The sequence below is a fragment of the Bradyrhizobium sp. MI1.10 genome (assembly GCF_055811035.1).
The window spans coordinates 384,172-399,331 of record NZ_JBVVPN010000001.1; the positions used below are offsets into that span (position 1 = coordinate 384,172).

Below are 15,160 nucleotides of genomic sequence, written 5' to 3' on the forward strand. Positions count from 1 at the left end.
CGTGACGTGCGTGTGGTGGGGGGGCTCTCGGGTTGTCCCTGTCGGTTTTGGCGCTAAAAAATACCCCTCACCTGTCTCGCCGCTCTGCGGCGAGCCACCCTCTCCCACAAGGGGAGAGGGGAACGCACCGCCTGCGCGGCAAATCTACTCATGCCGGTGCGCCTGCTTCCGTGCCTTCGCCTGCTTGCTGTCCCCGTCGGGATCATCACCACGCGGCCATAACGCACGCCGCGTTCGGCGATGATGTGGTAGCCCGGATGGAGCGAAGCGCAATCCGTGGCGGCTTCGATACGTGGACAGATCCCGGATTTCGCTCCGCTCCATCCGGGCTACGCGCATCTTACCTCGTTTCGTGAACGGTGCGAGAGAGAGGGCGCTCGCTCACAGCCGCGTTGCCCGCAGCCGCAGCGCATTTCCAACGACGCTGACCGAGGACAGCGCCATCGCGGCCGCGGCGATGATCGGCGAGAGCAGCACGCCGAAGGTCGGATAGAGGATGCCGGCCGCGATCGGAATGCCGGCGGCGTTGTAGATGAAGGCGAAGAACAGGTTTTGCCGGATGTTGCTCATCGTCGCCTGCGACAGTTTTCGCGCCCGCACGATGCCGGTGAGATCGCCCTTCAGCAGCGTGACGCCGGCGCTCTCCATCGCCACGTCCGTGCCGGTGCCCATGGCGATGCCGACTTCGGCTGCGGCCAGCGCCGGCGCGTCGTTGACGCCGTCGCCGGCCATCGCGACGCTGCGGCCGGCCTTCTGCAACTTTGTCACCACCGCGCTCTTCTGATCCAGCAGCACCTCGGCCTCGACATCGGCGATGCCGAGCCGGCGTGCGACGGCCTCGGCCGTGGTGCGGTTGTCACCGGTCAGCATGATGACCTTGATGCCTTCGGCTGCCAGTGCCTTCAGGGCCTCGGGCGTGGAAGCCTTGACCGGATCGGCGATCGCGAACAGGCCGGCAAGCCGGCCGTCGACCGCCATGTTGATCACGGTCGCGCCATCGCCGCGCAGCCGTTCGGCCTCGCCATCGAGTGCTTGGGTGTCGATGCCGATCGACATCAGATATCTGGCATTGCCGAGCACGATGGTTTTGCCGTCGACCTTGCCGGTCGCGCCCTTGCCCGTCGGCGAATCGAATTGCTCGACCTGGCCCAGCGCGAGCTGCTTCTCCTTTGCGGCGCGCATGATCGCATCGGCCAGAGGATGCTCGCTGGCGCGCTCGACGCTGGCGGCCATGCGGAGGATATCATCTTCCGCAAAGCCGGTGGCCGGCACGATCGCGACCACCTTCGGCTTGCCCTCGGTCAGGGTGCCGGTCTTGTCGACCACCAGCGTGTCGATCTTCTCCATTCGCTCCAGCGCCTCGGCGTTCTTGATCAGCACGCCTGCCTGCGCGCCGCGGCCGACGCCGACCATGATCGACATCGGAGTCGCCAGGCCAAGCGCGCAGGGGCAGGCGATGATCAGCACGCTGACGGCGGCGACGAGGCCGAAGGCCAGTCGCGGCTCCGGCCCGAACCAAGCCCAGGCCGCGAAAGCAGCGACCGCGACCGCAATCACTGCCGGCACGAACCAGCCCGCGACCTGGTCGGCGAGACGCTGGATCGGCGCGCGCGAGCGCTGCGCGTCCGCAACCATCTGCACGATCTGCGACAGCAGCGTCTCACGCCCGACCTTGTCGGCGCGCATGATGAAGCTGCCGGATTGGTTGAGCGTGCCGGCGATCACCTTCGCGTCCGTCTCCTTGGTCACCGGCATGGATTCGCCTGTGACCAGCGACTCGTCGAGCGAGGAACGACCTTCCAGAATGACGCCGTCGACCGGCACTTTTTCGCCAGGACGCACGCGCAAGCGGTCACCGGCATGAAGTGCGTCGATCTCGACCTCGTGCTCGCCGCCCTCAGCATCGATGCGGCGCGCGGTCTTCGGAGCGAGCTGCAGCAGCGCCTTGATCGCACCCGACGTCGCGTCGCGGGCGCGCAGCTCCAGCACCTGCCCGAGCAGCACCAGCACGGTGATGACCGCCGCCGCCTCGAAATAGACCGCGATCGCGCCTTCGTGGCCGCGGAAGGTGGCCGGGAAAATCTGCGGCGCGATGGTGCCGATCAGGCTGTAGACATAGGCAACGCCCGTGCCCATCGCGATCAGCGTGAACATGTTGAGGTTGCGCGTCAGCAGCGACTGCCAGCCGCGGACGAAGAACGGCCAACCGGCCCACAGCACCACGGGCGTGGCGAAGACGAGCTGGATCCAGTTCGACAGCGTCGCATCGATCCAGTTGTGCGGGCCCGCGAGATGGCCGCCCATCTCCAGCACGACGGCCGGCAGCGCCAGCGCGCCGCCGATCCAGAACCGCCGCGTCATGTCGGCAAGCTCAGGATTGGGGCCGGTCTCCAAACTTGCCACTTCCGGCTCCAGAGCCATGCCGCAGATCGGGCAGGTGCCGGGTCCGGCCTGGCGGATCTGCGGATGCATCGGACAGGTGTAGATCGTGCCTGCGGGCATCTCGGGCTGGGGTGTCTTCTCTTTGGCGAGATATTTTGCGGGGTCGGCGGCGAATTTGGCGCGGCAGCCGGCCGAGCAGAAATGGAAGGTCTCGGCATGATGGTCGAAGCGGTGCTTGGACGTCGCGGGATCGACCGTCATGCCGCAGACGGGATCGCGGACTTTTGCCGCGGCGCCGTGGTCATGCGCGTGATCGCCGTGCGCGCCGCAGCAGGACGCAGCCGCGGGCTTGTCGACCGGGGCACCCTTACTGGAACAGCCGCATCCGGAATGTGTGTCCGCGCTGTGACGGTGCTCATGTTCGGCGTCGTTCATTGCCACGCTCCGGCCTTGCAAGTTATACCCTAGGGGGGTATATAGACCGCATGCGCAAGGACATCAAGGCATCCGTCGGCAAACGTCTTGGCCGGATCGAGGGGCAGGTTCGCGGCCTCTCGAAAATGGTCGAGGAAGACCGCTATTGCATCGACATCGTCACCCAGATCTCGGCGGTGCGCGCCGCGCTGCGCCGGGTCGAGGAAGAGGTTCTGAAAGATCACGTCGCCCATTGCGTCGAGCATGCGATCGCGAGCGGCGACAAGGCGGACCAGCGCGAGAAGATCGCGGAGCTGATGGCGGTGATCGGGCGGGCGGAGCGGTAGGTTCTGCTCGTCGCTCCCTTGCGACGCTCGCACAATGGCGGAGAGGGATGCGCGATATTTCCTCTGGCGTCGTCGTGGCCTAGTGCGCAATTGCGCACGGGAGCCAGGACCCATACCGCGGAATCCATCGAGCTTGCCAGGTAGCTGTACCGAACGACGAATCTTCGCCAAACGTCTCTCTGCGATAATGGGTCCTGGCTTTCGCCAGGACGACGCAAGGGCAGTCGAGGCTACGCCGCCCTTTCGCGCGCCCGACCGCGCCGCCTTGGGCGGTCCATGGCCAGCTTCTTCAGCCGCCGGAAGCGCTCCGAGACGGTGATGCGATCGACCATCTCCGCTGGATGCGCGCTCACTTCTTCAGCCGGAACCGGCGCCTCTTCGTCAATCGCTTCAGGAACGAGCGGCGGCGCACTGAACGTTTCTGGAAACACACTGAATGTGCCGGCTACCTCCTCGAGCGGCTTCTGCTTGTCGGCCCAGTGCAAGGCGGTGTAGTCGAAGCCGTGCACGATGGTGGGTTTGACGACCTCGAAATAGGGCGAGATGTCGAAGTCGCGGGGCATGTAGAGCGAGGAATCGCGGATATGCAGGATCTCGCGGCGGGCAGCACGGCTGCCGGCCTTGGTGATCTTCGGCAGGATCGGATAGCGCACGGCGTCGAACGCCTGCGCGATCAGGGCCGAGCAGATGATCTTGGTGGGATCGCCCGAGCCGATCGAGATCATGCGGCGCCGCCAGCGCTGCGGGATCGGCAGCGGAAACAGAAAGCGCATCAGGTCGACGATGTTCTTGGTGTCGTAGCCGAAGCCGATGCGGTTGATCGCATAGCGGCAGACCGTGGTGCGGTCCTCATAGGACAGCCCGACCGGGCGGCAGACGCGGGTGTGATAGGGGAAATATTTCGACAGCGGCGCGGAGGTGACGCCTTCGCCGATATTGGCCTCGATCAGCACGTGCGGCTCGCCGTCGGGCTCTTCCGCGCCCTCGATCGGGCCGACATAGAGTGCGCCGTGGGACCAGGTCGACTGCGTCAGATATTTGATGATGCCGGAGATGCGGTTGTTGCCCTCGACCAGCAGCACGTCGCCGGGCTCCATGATGCCGCGCAGATGCTCGGGGTCGCTCGGCGTGAACGGCTCATAGCCCGGCACCTCCTTCGAGAGGTACGCGGCAATCAGCTTGCCGACTGAATCCAGGACCGTCCCCATTTCAAAACTCCCCCACGGCCTTTTCCGGCCGTCTTTTTCTCTTCTCTACCATGGTCGGAACGTGTTGCAATTCGGTTCATCGCTCCGTGACATCAAGCACGATTGATTCACCATGATGGTTGCCGCGCAACATCAGATACGGCAAGGTTCGCTAGCTGTTCCCGTTTGCTGCAAGTCTCCGGAAACCATGCCATGACAATCACGCGCCGCAGCTTCCTATCGGCGTCGGCGGGCCTTGCCGCGATGCCGGTCCTGCGCGCAACCGCCGCGACCCTGCCGCGCGAGGCTGACATTGTCGTGATCGGCGCGGGCGCGGCCGGAATTGCCGCGGCGCGGCGCATCATGGCGGCCAATCGCAAGGTCGTGGTGGTGGAAGCGGCGTCGCAGATCGGCGGCCGCTGCATCACGGATACGACCACCTTCGACACGCCGTTCGATCGCGGCGCGCGCTGGATGCACAATCCCGACACCAATCCGATGATCCGGCTGGCGCGCAGCGCCGGGCTCGACGTGTTGCCGGCCCCATCAGGCCAGAAGATGCGCATCGGCCGCCGCAATGCGCGGGCCGGCGAGACCGAGGAGTTCCTGGCGGCGCTGGTGCGCGCCAACCGCGCCATCGACGAGGCCGCGCGCGGCAAGCTCGATACCGCCTGCGCCTCGGTGCTGCCGAAGGATCTCGGTGATTGGGCCGGCGCGGCCGAGTTCATGCTGGGCGCGAGCTTCGCCGGCAAGGACCTGAAGGAGCTGTCTGCGATCGACAAGGCGCGGGCACAGGATCGCAACGCCGCGATCGCCTGCCGCCAGGGCCTGGGGACCCTGATCGCCAAACTCGGTGAGCAGGCGCCGGTCGCGTTGTCGACGCCGGCGAGCCGGATCGTCTGGAGCAATCGCGACGTCAGCGTGGAGACACAGGCGGGCAAGATCGCCGCACGCGCCGCCATCATCACAGTCTCGACCAATGTGCTGATTTCGGGCGCGATCAAGTTTGGGCCTGACATTCCCAAGCGCACGCTCGATGCTGCATCGAAGCTCACGCTCGGAAGCTACGATCACATCGTGCTGCAACTGCCGGGCAATCCGCTCGGCCTGTCGCGCGACGACATCCTGATCGAGCAGAGCAACTCGACGCGCACAGCGCTGATGTTCGCCAATATCGGCGGCTCCTCGCTGTGTTCGATCGATGTCGGCGGCTCGTTCGGCCGCGATCTCACTCAGCAAGGCGAGAAGGCGATGACGGCCTTCGCCAGAGAATGGATCACGAAGCTGTTCGGCAGCGAAGTCGCCGCCGCAGTGCAGAAGGCCAGCGTGACGCGCTGGAACGCCTCGCCTTTCGTGATGGGTGCGATGTCGGCGGCCTCGCCCGGCGGTCAGCTCTCGCGAAGAATCCTGGCCGAGCCGATCGGCAACATGTTCCTCGCCGGCGAAGCCACGCACGAGACGCTGTGGGGCACTGTCGACGGCGCCTGGGAAAGCGGCGAGCGCGCCGCGGACGCAGCCTTGCGCAAGATCGGCGCGCTCAAGGACGAGCCGGCCGATGTCCCGACGCAGTCGACGAAGAAGCGGCGCGCGCCGCGGCAGCAGAGCAATTGAGTCATCGTCGTCCTGGACAAGCGCAGCGCAGATCCGGGACCCATTACCCCAGGAAGTCGTTTGGCGAAGACTTTTGGTCGCCAACTCGCGCTACAAACACTGACCGGGGTAATGGGTCCTGGCTTTCGCCAGGACGAAAATGGATGGCTTACCGCAAAATCCCATCCAGCAGCGGTAGTCCCGCGACCACCGCGGTCGCGATCAGCGCGTAGCAAATGGCGCGAAACACCTTTTCGCTGGCACGGCCGAACAGCGACGCACCGAAGGCGACGCCGATCGCATAGACCGGACCGACGATGAGCGAGAGCACGAGCGATTCGCGCGAGATCAGGCCGGTCGTCGCATAGCTGACCATCGAGAAAAAATCCGACGCGCCAAAAAACAGCAAGATGTTGGCGCGCGCGACAATCGGGGCGATGGGACGGCCGAGCCAGTAGCCGACGATCGGCGGGCCGCCGGTCTGGGCGAGGCCGCTGCAGAAGCCGGAGAGGCTGCCGATGCCGACCGAGAGCCAGGCGTGGTCCTTGCCGCGATAGCGCCAGCCCGACAGTAGCAGAAGCAACAGCGCGGCGACGAAGCAGGAGATGATCCATCGCGTCGTAACGGGTTCGAGCGCGCTGAGGAAATAGGTGCCGACGGGCACGCCGACCAGCGCGCCCAGCACGATCACGGCAGTGGCCTTGCGGTCGGCCTTGCGCCAGGCGTCAGGCAGCAGCGGCGCGGCCGCGACGAAATCGATCACGAGGAGCAGCGCGGCAACCAGACGCGGCGCCGCGATGCTGCTCGCCAACGGCATGAAGATCAGCGCCGAGCCGAAGCCGGAGAAGCCGCGCGCGGTGCCCGAAACGAAAGCGACGGCGCAGAGCGCCATCGCAATGGTGAGGCTGACGTCCTTTGGAAGAAAGTCAGTGAGATTCATGCTCTATGATTCTCGAGCATGATCATGCTCTCAAAGTGCCGCCGGTCTTCTTCGTCACCTCCGCCACGATCTTCGCGCCAACGGCCTCGATCTCCTGGTCGGTCAGGGTCTTTTCGCGCGGCTGGATCGTCACCGCGATTGCGATCGACTTCTTGCCGTCGTCGATGCCCTTGCCTTCGTAGACGTCGAATACGTTCACAGCGGTGATCAGCTTCTTGTCGACGCTCTGGGCCGCGCGCACGATGTCGCCGCCCTTCACGGTGCGGTCGACGATGAAGGCGAAGTCACGCGACACGGGCTGAAATGCCGACAGCTCGATCACGGGCTTGGCACGGGTCGGCTTCTTCTTCGCCTCGGGGATGCGGTCGAGGATCACCTCGAACACCATCAGCGGGCCACCGGCGCCGAGCGCCTCGAGCGCGCGCGGATGCATCTCGCCGAAATAACCCAGCACGTTCTGCGGCCCGATCTGGATCGTACCGGAGCGCCCGGGATGCAGCCAGGACGGGCCGCCCGCGACGATCTGAAGGGCCTGCATCGGTGCGCCGGCGGCAGCGAGCACCGCGAGCGCATCGGCCTTGGCGTCGAACAAATCAGCCGGCGCCGAACCCGACCAGTGCCGTCCGAGACCCTGCGATGACGCAAAGCCGCGGCGGACGCCGCTTGCCGCCATGAACTGATCCTGCGGGCGATCGCCCTTGAACACCTGCCCGACTTCGAACAGCGCGACATCGCCAAAGCCGCGATCGGCATTGGCCTGCGCCGCCGCGATCAGGCCCGCCAACAGGGTCGGGCGCATGTCGGACAAATCCGACGCGATCGGGTTGGCGACCTCGAGTTCGCGCTGGCCGCCGCCGAACAACTCGGCCGCGGATTTCGTGATGAAGGACCATGTCACCGCTTCGATGATGCCGCGGCTCGCCAGCGCGCGCCTGGCGCGGCGGGTGCGGAGCTGGAGCGGGGTCAGCACGGGTTTGCGTGCGTCCTCGCCGCGCTCGAACGGCGTCATCGGCACCTTGTCGACGCCGTGGATGCGGACGACTTCCTCGACGATGTCGGCTTTGCCGTGCACGTCGGTACGCCACGACGGCACGGCGACCTTCACGACCGGACCCGGGCCCGCCATCATGAAGCCGAGATGGGTCAGGATGCGCTTCATCTCCGGCATCGGCACTTCGATGCCCGACAGCCGCTTGACCTCGTTGACCGGAAAATCGATCACGCGGTCGTCGCCGAAGGTCTTGCCGACCACGACGTTCTCCGACGGCGTGCCGCCGCACATCTCCAGCACGAGTTTGGTCGCGAGCTCTAGCCCGGGCACCATGAAAGCCGGATCGACACCGCGCTCGAAACGGTAGCGCGCGTCCGAATTGATGCCGAGCTTGCGGCCGGTCTGGGCGATGTTGATCTCGTTCCACAGCGCCGATTCGATCAGCACGTCCGTGGTGGTCTCGTCGCAGCCCGAGGCCTCGCCGCCCATGATGCCGGCGAGCGATTCGACGCCGTGCTCGTCCGCGATCACGCAGACGTTGGGATCGAGATTGTAGGTGCGGCCGTCCAGCGCGAGCAGCGTCTCGCCGTCACGGGCGCGGCGCACCACGAGATTGCCCTTCACTTTCTTCGCGTCGAACACGTGCAGCGGCCGCGCGCGGTCGTAAGTCATGAAGTTGGTGATGTCGACCAGCGCGTTGATCGGACGCAGCCCGATCGCGGTCAGCCGCTTCTGCAGCCACTCCGGCGACGGCCCGTTCTTCACGCCGCGCACGAGCCGCAGCGCAAAACCCGGGCACAACGTCGCGTCCTCGACCGTGACCTTAACCGGGCAAGGAAATTCGCCCTTGATCGGCTTGATGGTGGGGTCCTTGAACTTGCCCATGTCGGCGGCGGCAAGATCGCGCGCGATGCCGTGCACGCCGGTGCAGTCCTGCCGGTTCGGTGTCAGATTGATCTCGACCACGGGATCGCCGAGGCCGGCCCATGCAGCGTAAGCAGCGCCGATCGGCGCATCCGCGGGCAATTCCATGATGCCGTCATGGTCGTTGGAAATCTGCAATTCGGCCGCCGAGCACAGCATGCCGCGGCTCTCGACACCCCGGATGGTGCCGACACCGAGCGTGATGTCCTTGCCGGGAATGTAGGTGCCGGGCGGCGAAAACACGCTGACGAGCCCCGTCCGCGCATTCGGCGCTCCGCACACCACCTGCACGGGCGCGCCACCGTCACCGGTGTCGACGATGCAGACGCGCAGACGATCCGCATTCGGATGCTGCTCGGCGGAGATCACCTTCGCGATGGTGAAGGGCTTCAGCGCCTTCGCCTTGTCCTCGATGTTCTCGACCTCGAGCCCGATCATGGTGAGCTTCTCGGCCAGCTTGTCCAGCGGCTCGTCGGTGTCGAGATGTTCCTTCAGCCAGGAGAGAGTGAATTTCATGGCTGTGTGCCTCGGCTCTTGTCGGTGTTCACTGAGTTGCTTTTGTCGGTGTCAATGTTCCCTCCCCCCTTGTGGGGGAGGGTCAGGGAGGGGGGTAAGCCGCGGGCTCCGGCGGATGCCGCCTGGCGGATTGCCTCAACAACGCCCTCCAGATTTGTCATCACCTGCTCGTTGGTGAAGCGCAGAACCTGAAAACCCTCGGCAGCAAAGAACGCATCGCGCTGTTGATCCGCCTTTTGGCGCTCTTCGAAATCGTGAGATTCCCCATCGACCTCGATGATGAGTTTTGATGAGAAACAAACGAAATCGGCGATGTAGTTTCCGATCGGCGTCTGGCGTCGGATGCCGACACCATCCATCCGGTTAGCCTTCAAATACCGCCACAGCAGTGTTTCGGCGCGCGTCATCGCTTGGCGAAGCTGCTTCGCCCGGCCGCGCTGACGCTGGCTTACAACTGCGTGCGGCATCCGCGGCTACCCCCCTCCCTGACCCTCCCCCACAAGGGGGGAGGGAACGGAGAGAGTCTTTGCGTACGCGTGTCCGGGCAAGCCCATCACGAGCTCAGCCCTCCCGCCAGCGTCGGCACTTCGAGCGGCTTGAAGCCGTAATGGGAGAGCCAGCGGACGTCGCTGTCGAACAGCTGGCGCAAATCGGCGATGCCGTATTTCAACATGGCGATGCGGTCGATGCCCATGCCCCAGGCGAAGCCCTGGTACTCGTCGGGATCGATGCCGCAGGCGCGCAGCACGTTCGGATGCACCATGCCGCAGCCGAGAATCTCGAGCCAGTCCTCGCCCTCGCCGAAGCGGATCTCGCCCTTGTCGCGGCGGCACTGGATGTCGACTTCCAGCGACGGCTCGGTGAACGGGAAGAACGAGGGCCGGAAACGCATGTTGATATGGTCGACCTCGAAGAACGCTTTGCAGAACTCGTGCAGGATCCATTTGAGGTGGCCGAGATGCGAGTGCTTGTCGATGACGAGGCCTTCGACCTGGTGGAATTGCGGCGTGTGCGTCGCATCCGAATCGATGCGATAGGTGCGGCCCGGGCAGATCACGCGGATCGGCGGCTTCTGGCTCAGCATGGTGCGCACCTGCACTGGCGAGGTGTGGGTTCGCAACAGCATGCGGGAGCCGTCCTCCTTCGGATGGAAGAAGAAGGTGTCGTGCATCTCGCGCGCGGGATGGCCTTCCGGAAAATTCAGCTTGGTGAAGTTGTAGTCGTCGGTTTCGATATCCGGGCCTTCGGCGACCGAGAATCCCATATCGGCGAAGATCGTGGTCAGTTCGTCCCAGACCTGGCTCAGCGGATGGATGCGGCCGGCTTCAGCCGGCGCATCGCGCAGCGGCAGGGTGACGTCGATGGTTTCCGACGCAAGCCGCGCGTCGAGCGCCGCCGATTTCAAGACGTCGCGCCGCGCGGCGAGCGCTTCAGTGACCTTGTCCTTGGCCTGGTTGATCGCGGCGCCTTGCGTCTTGCGCTCGTCCGGCGACATTTTTCCGAGCGTGGCAAGCAGTGCCGAGATCGAACCCTTCTTGCCGAGGGCTGCGACGCGCACCGCTTCGAGGGCGGCCTCGTCGCCGGCGGCGGCGATCTGGTCGAGGATGGATGTTTCGAGCATTGCGAGGTCGGACACGGTCAAATCCCTGCTGCCAAATTCGGCTGGGTTGTCGCCGCCCGAAGGCCGTAACGTCAAGCGAAAAGCCGGTGATTCGGGCTGACGAGCGGCTGGGTTGAACCTCGCGCGGGAGGCTGGCACCAAGGAGGATATGAGGAGACTTTCGCGATGCTCTCAAGATCCGGTCTGGCTGCTCTCGCCGTCGTTCTCTCTGTCACGAGCACCCCGGCGCGCGCCATGGTCTGCATGGAGAAATCCATGACGCTGGACGAGGTCGTCGACACCATCGGTGCCCAGAAGGGCTGCGAAAGCGCGATGAAAGTGTTTCAGGATTGCCAATTGACCGCGAGCGGCGATGTCCAGCTCGGCGCCGCCGTCGAGAAGAAATGCGAGGCGGACTTCATGCCCAGCCTCAACAGTGCGCGGAAACAGGCTTACCAACGCGAGATGCGCGTGTGCGACCGGAAGTACCGGAATAAATCCGGCACCATGTATCTGTCATTCACCGCATTCTGCCGGGCGGAGATCGCCCAGCGCTACTCGCAACGCGCGCTGAAGGCCGGCGGAGCCGGCCGTTAGGCTTCAGGCCGCCAGAGCGGCTTTGGCCTTCTCGGCGATCGCCTGGAACGACGCGGGCTCGTTGATCGCGAGATCCGACAGCACCTTGCGGTCCACGGTGATCCCGGACTTGGCCATGCCGTCGATAAAGCGGCTGTAGGTCAGGCCGAACGGACGCACGGCGGCGTTGATGCGCTGGATCCAGAGCGCGCGGAACGTCCGCTTCTTGCGCTTGCGATCACGGAAGGCATACACGAGAGCCTTCTCGACCGCCGGCTTGGCGGTGCGGATCGTGTTCTTGCGGCGGCCGCGGAAACCCTTGGCGGCCTTGTAGACTTTCTTGTGCTTGGCGTGGGCGGTCACACCGCGTTTGACGCGAGCCATGACAAATATCCTTCAGAAGTGACTTGATGTTCGGATCGCCGCGAAAGCTGCGGCGCGGGTGGCAATGATCGTGGACGCGATCAGGCGTTCGGCAAGAAGTACTTCTTGACGTTGTCGCCGTCGGTCTTGAACAGCACGGCGGTGCCGCGCAGCTGCCGGATCTGCTTCTTCGTCCGCTTGATCATGCCGTGACGCTTGCTACGATGCGCGAACATCACTTTGCCGGTGGCAGTCACCTTGAAGCGCTTTTTAGCGCCCGATTTGGTCTTCAGCTTGGGCATTTGGCTCTCCTAATGGCCATAGAAATCCGCCCGCAAAGGCGGCTGGCCGTCAAAATGCTCGTTAGAGCGTTGATTGTGCTCAGGTTTTACGAACAAGCGCGAAACCCGCACGGACACCGCCACGGCAGCCCTTAATCAGCCGGGCAATGAAGGCTGGGCTTATGACAGAGGACGGGCGAATTGGCAACGATGAACCGGCGGAACCTAGCCGCCGACTATCCGGAATTGCTAACCTCATGTCCGAGCGTGTCGCCCGGAGCAGGACCAGAATGCCCCATTTTTCCCAATCGCTTCCGTCTTTGACGGATCTCGCTCGTCCGTGCCGCCTGGCGCTGTTGGCCGTGCTTGCCATGGCCGCGTGTCCGTCGACTGCCGATGCGCGCATCCGCGGCTACGACGGCGTCTGGAACGTCACCTTCGCCACCACCCGCGGCAACTGCAGCTCCGGCTACAGCGTTCCCTTCACCGTCGCCGGCAGTCGGGTGTCGTCCGCCGGCGGTGGCCGGGTCTCCGGCAAGGTCAATCGCAGCGGTACCGTCGCGGTCCATGTCTCGGTCGGGGCGTCCCATGCCAGCGGCGGCGGTCGGCTCGCTGGCGTGAACGGCGCCGGCTCGTGGAGGGGTATCATCTCCGGCGATCAGTGCAGCGGCACCTGGCAGGCGACGAGGAGTTAGTCGTCAAGCATTCGATGCGCTCCCTCCCCTTCTTCCTCGGCCAAAACAAAACGGCCCGCCGGAAAGCCGGACGGGCCGTTGAACTCTCAATCCTGAACAACTCGCGTCAGCGCGGCGCCAGCACCATGACGACCTGACGGCCCTCGAACCGCGCGTCCTGCTCCACCTTGGCGAGCTCGGCGACGTCGGTCTTGATCTTGTCGAGCAGCTTGGTGCCGATCTCCTGGTGCGCCATTTCGCGGCCGCGATAGCGCAGGGTGATCTTGACCTTGTCGCCTTCTTCGAAGAACCGCTGCATTGCGCGCATCTTCACTTCGTAATCGTGGTCGTCGATCATCGGGCGGAGCTTGATCTCCTTGATCTCGACGATCTTCTGCCGCTTGCGGGCTTCGGCGGCTTTTTTCTGCGCGGAATACTTATACTTCCCGTAGTCCATGATCTTGCAGACGGGAGGGCTGACGTTCGGCGAGATCTCGACCAAATCCATGCCGGCTTCCTGGGCCAGGCGGATAGCCGCGACGGTCTCGATGGTGCCCTTGTTGTCACCGGTCTGATCGATCAGCTGGATCTGCGCATTGCGAATGTCGTCATTGATGCGCGGCCCGTCTTTGGCGGCAGTGGGCGGGGCTTTATTGGGACGGCGAATGGGTGGTTCTCCAAAGTTATGAAAAGAGGCGGCTATTTTGCAGGAAGATACGGTTGCCGGCAAGCAATCGCTCGTGCGGCGGTCGAAAAAGCCTCAAATGCGAGGCATTTTGGCCACGGCGGGGCACGCAGAGGGACATAGACACCTTGCTTCCGTTCCGCAAGCGTCCCAAAGGGCAAATGCCGACGTCCGGCTGCGCTGCGGAGCGCGTCTGGACAGCTCAAACTGCACAGCCAGAGTAAACGTTCCATGACCCCTGCAATTCCCGATGCCGTGCTCGACTTCATCGAATTGGGCGAGGGCCCGTCCGCACGCCGGATCGCAGTGCGCCGCCGCGCGGCGCAAGAATCTGGTCAAGAATCTGGTCAAGAATCTGCTCAAGGACCGGGGCTGGTCTGGCTCGGCGGGTTCAAATCGGACATGCGGGGCAGCAAGGCCGTGGCGCTGGACGAATGGGCCCGGGATCACGGCCGTGCATTGGTCCGGTTCGATTATTCCGGCCACGGCGAATCCGGTGGCGATTTCGCCGACGGAACCATCGGGCGCTGGCTCGAGGAAAGCGTCGCGGTGTTCGAGCGGTTCTGCGCCGGCCCGCAAGTCCTGATCGGCTCGTCCATGGGCGGCTGGATGGCGCTGTTGCTCGCGCGCGAAATCAAAAAGCGGCAAGAGACACAGCAAGCCAAAGCCTCGCTGGCGGGCCTGGTGCTGATCGCGCCGGCGCCCGATTTCACCGAGGAGCTGATGTGGAAGAATTTTTCGGCCGCGGTGAAGAAGGAGATCGAGACCAAAGGCGTCTGGCTGAGACCATCGGATTATGGCGACGGCTCGCCCTATCCGATCACGCGGAATCTGATCGAGGAGGGGCGCAACCATCTCGTGCTCGGCAGCGCCATCGACCTCGGCTGTCCCGTTCGCATCCTGCAAGGAGCGCAGGATCCTGACGTGCCCTGGCAGCACGCGTTCGCGCTGACTCATCGCCTGCCCGCCGACGATGTCGTGCTGACCATGATCCAGGACGGCGATCACCGCCTCTCGCGCCCGCAGGACATCGCCCGCATTCTTGCCGCGGTGGCCGAGATCGGGTGAAATCGCGACCTAGCACTCGGTGTCGTCGCCCGACTTGATCGGGCGATCCAGTATTCCAGAGGCGCTCGTGCTCAAGCCGAGAAGCCGCGGCGTACTGGATGCCCCGGTCACGCCCGGGCATGACTGAGAATGGGAGGGGAGAATCGCCGATGACCACCACCGCCATGCTGCGCGCCTTCTGCGACGCGGTCGAACAACGCAACGGAAAAGCCTTCGCTGATCTCTTCACCGAGGACGGCGTCTATCACGACGTGTTCTATGGCGCCTTCGCCGGCCGCGAGAAGATCGCCGCGATGATCGACGACTGGTTCTACCGCACGGCGACCGACTTCCGCTGGGACATGCACGACCCGGTATCGAACAGCACCACGCTCTATGCGCGCTACACGTTCAGCTATCGCTCGACCTTGCCGGAGGCGAATGGCGCGCGGGCGATGTTCGAGGGCGTGGCGATCATGACGCTTCGAGACGGCAGGATCGTCAGCTATCACGAGGTCGCCAACACCGCGCCGGCGTTTGTCGATTTGAAGTTTGCACCTGATAGAATCGCGAAGATCGTCGCCAGGCAGGGCGCGGAACTCAAGGCGCGGCCGGAAATGCAGCGGCATTTTGGCTAGCCGTC

15 protein-coding genes are annotated in these 15,160 nt (G+C 64.5%); 6 read left to right on the forward strand and 9 right to left on the reverse strand.

Going from position 1 to position 15,160, the window contains the following annotated elements; genetic code table 11:
• Positions 1-381 precede the first annotated feature (381 nt).
• A complete protein-coding gene (locus tag AC0L3K_RS01730) occupies positions 382-2,817 on the reverse strand; it encodes a heavy metal translocating P-type ATPase (RefSeq protein ID WP_473365414.1) in 2,436 nt (811 codons plus the stop codon).
• 50 nt (positions 2,818-2,867) lie between these two features.
• Between AC0L3K_RS01730 and AC0L3K_RS01735 the strand changes: the two genes are divergently transcribed.
• Positions 2,868-3,143: a metal-sensitive transcriptional regulator gene (locus tag AC0L3K_RS01735; protein WP_007598521.1), complete on the forward strand. Its 276-nt coding sequence runs from the start codon at positions 2,868-2,870 to the stop codon at positions 3,141-3,143.
• Positions 3,144-3,373: 230 nt separating this feature from the next.
• Here AC0L3K_RS01735 and AC0L3K_RS01740 read toward each other — a convergent pair whose 3' ends face one another.
• Positions 3,374-4,351 carry a YiiX/YebB-like N1pC/P60 family cysteine hydrolase gene (locus AC0L3K_RS01740; protein WP_354200306.1) on the reverse strand — a complete coding sequence of 326 codons (978 nt, stop codon included), beginning with the start codon at positions 4,349-4,351 and terminating at the stop codon, positions 3,374-3,376.
• A gap of 192 nt (positions 4,352-4,543) precedes the next feature.
• Between AC0L3K_RS01740 and AC0L3K_RS01745 the strand changes: the two genes are divergently transcribed.
• Complete coding sequence (locus tag AC0L3K_RS01745; RefSeq protein WP_473365415.1) at positions 4,544-5,941, forward strand: flavin monoamine oxidase family protein; 1,398 nt, start codon at positions 4,544-4,546, stop codon at positions 5,939-5,941.
• 148 nt (positions 5,942-6,089) lie between these two features.
• Here the strand turns inward: AC0L3K_RS01745 and AC0L3K_RS01750 are convergent, their stop codons facing one another.
• From AC0L3K_RS01750 to pheS, 4 genes are all read right to left on the reverse strand, one after another.
• Positions 6,090-6,860 carry a sulfite exporter TauE/SafE family protein gene (locus tag AC0L3K_RS01750; RefSeq protein WP_473365416.1) on the reverse strand — a complete coding sequence of 257 codons (771 nt, stop codon included), beginning with the start codon at positions 6,858-6,860 and terminating at the stop codon, positions 6,090-6,092.
• 22 nt (positions 6,861-6,882) lie between these two features.
• On the reverse strand, positions 6,883-9,291 hold the full coding sequence (gene pheT, locus AC0L3K_RS01755; RefSeq protein ID WP_473365417.1) for a phenylalanine--tRNA ligase subunit beta: 2,409 nt from the start codon (positions 9,289-9,291) through the stop codon (positions 6,883-6,885).
• Entirely contained in the window at positions 9,288-9,758 is a 471-nt protein-coding gene (locus tag AC0L3K_RS01760) for an endonuclease domain-containing protein (protein ID WP_354200310.1), read from the reverse strand. Before AC0L3K_RS01760 ends, pheT begins: the two co-directional genes overlap by 4 nt.
• Before the next feature lie 86 nt (positions 9,759-9,844).
• On the reverse strand, positions 9,845-10,927 hold the full coding sequence (pheS, locus tag AC0L3K_RS01765) for a phenylalanine--tRNA ligase subunit alpha (protein ID WP_027514765.1): 1,083 nt from the start codon (positions 10,925-10,927) through the stop codon (positions 9,845-9,847).
• Between the two features lie 150 nt (positions 10,928-11,077).
• Between pheS and AC0L3K_RS01770 the strand changes: the two genes are divergently transcribed.
• Positions 11,078-11,488, forward strand: coding sequence for a hypothetical protein (locus AC0L3K_RS01770; RefSeq protein ID WP_354127087.1), 411 nt, complete (start codon positions 11,078-11,080; stop codon positions 11,486-11,488).
• A gap of 3 nt (positions 11,489-11,491) precedes the next feature.
• Here AC0L3K_RS01770 and rplT read toward each other — a convergent pair whose 3' ends face one another.
• Positions 11,492-11,851 (reverse strand): 50S ribosomal protein L20, encoded by a 360-nt coding sequence (rplT, locus tag AC0L3K_RS01775; protein ID WP_007598538.1) that lies wholly within the window; start codon positions 11,849-11,851, stop codon positions 11,492-11,494.
• Positions 11,852-11,931: 80 nt separating this feature from the next.
• Positions 11,932-12,132, reverse strand: coding sequence for a 50S ribosomal protein L35 (rpmI, locus tag AC0L3K_RS01780; protein ID WP_007598540.1), 201 nt, complete (start codon positions 12,130-12,132; stop codon positions 11,932-11,934).
• Positions 12,133-12,401: 269 nt separating this feature from the next.
• Here rpmI and AC0L3K_RS01785 point away from each other — a divergent pair, with 269 nt between their 5' ends.
• Positions 12,402-12,806, forward strand: coding sequence for a hypothetical protein (locus AC0L3K_RS01785; RefSeq protein WP_473365418.1), 405 nt, complete (start codon positions 12,402-12,404; stop codon positions 12,804-12,806).
• A 106-nt stretch (positions 12,807-12,912) separates the two neighbouring features.
• Here AC0L3K_RS01785 and infC read toward each other — a convergent pair whose 3' ends face one another.
• On the reverse strand, positions 12,913-13,452 hold the full coding sequence (gene infC, locus AC0L3K_RS01790) for a translation initiation factor IF-3 (protein WP_085349942.1): 540 nt from the start codon (positions 13,450-13,452) through the stop codon (positions 12,913-12,915).
• Positions 13,453-13,701: 249 nt separating this feature from the next.
• On the opposite strand from infC, the gene AC0L3K_RS01795 reads away from it, so the two are divergent.
• Together AC0L3K_RS01795 and AC0L3K_RS01800 are read left to right on the forward strand one after the other, a co-directional pair.
• Positions 13,702-14,538, forward strand: coding sequence for an alpha/beta hydrolase (locus tag AC0L3K_RS01795; RefSeq protein WP_473365419.1), 837 nt, complete (start codon positions 13,702-13,704; stop codon positions 14,536-14,538).
• A 149-nt stretch (positions 14,539-14,687) separates the two neighbouring features.
• A complete protein-coding gene (locus AC0L3K_RS01800; protein ID WP_354200312.1) occupies positions 14,688-15,155 on the forward strand; it encodes a nuclear transport factor 2 family protein in 468 nt (155 codons plus the stop codon).
• Positions 15,156-15,160 lie beyond the last annotated feature (5 nt).

What these genes read in the sequence shown, in the direction of transcription:
- rpmI (WP_007598540.1), bottom strand. Translation starts at nt 12,132, where the DNA reads ATGCCCAAGCTGAAGACCAAATCGGGCGCTAAAAAGCGCTTCAAGGTG.
- AC0L3K_RS01795 (WP_473365419.1), top strand. Translation starts at nt 13,702, where the DNA reads ATGACCCCTGCAATTCCCGATGCCGTGCTCGACTTCATCGAATTGGGC.
- AC0L3K_RS01745 (WP_473365415.1), top strand. Translation starts at nt 4,544, where the DNA reads ATGACAATCACGCGCCGCAGCTTCCTATCGGCGTCGGCGGGCCTTGCC.
- AC0L3K_RS01730 (WP_473365414.1), bottom strand. Translation starts at nt 2,817, where the DNA reads ATGAACGACGCCGAACATGAGCACCGTCACAGCGCGGACACACATTCC.
- pheT (WP_473365417.1), bottom strand. Translation starts at nt 9,291, where the DNA reads ATGAAATTCACTCTCTCCTGGCTGAAGGAACATCTCGACACCGACGAG.
- AC0L3K_RS01750 (WP_473365416.1), bottom strand. Translation starts at nt 6,860, where the DNA reads ATGAATCTCACTGACTTTCTTCCAAAGGACGTCAGCCTCACCATTGCG.
- AC0L3K_RS01770 (WP_354127087.1), top strand. Translation starts at nt 11,078, where the DNA reads ATGCTCTCAAGATCCGGTCTGGCTGCTCTCGCCGTCGTTCTCTCTGTC.
- AC0L3K_RS01800 (WP_354200312.1), top strand. Translation starts at nt 14,688, where the DNA reads ATGACCACCACCGCCATGCTGCGCGCCTTCTGCGACGCGGTCGAACAA.
- AC0L3K_RS01760 (WP_354200310.1), bottom strand. Translation starts at nt 9,758, where the DNA reads ATGCCGCACGCAGTTGTAAGCCAGCGTCAGCGCGGCCGGGCGAAGCAG.
- rplT (WP_007598538.1), bottom strand. Translation starts at nt 11,851, where the DNA reads ATGGCTCGCGTCAAACGCGGTGTGACCGCCCACGCCAAGCACAAGAAA.
- AC0L3K_RS01740 (WP_354200306.1), bottom strand. Translation starts at nt 4,351, where the DNA reads ATGGGGACGGTCCTGGATTCAGTCGGCAAGCTGATTGCCGCGTACCTC.
- AC0L3K_RS01735 (WP_007598521.1), top strand. Translation starts at nt 2,868, where the DNA reads ATGCGCAAGGACATCAAGGCATCCGTCGGCAAACGTCTTGGCCGGATC.
- AC0L3K_RS01785 (WP_473365418.1), top strand. Translation starts at nt 12,402, where the DNA reads ATGCCCCATTTTTCCCAATCGCTTCCGTCTTTGACGGATCTCGCTCGT.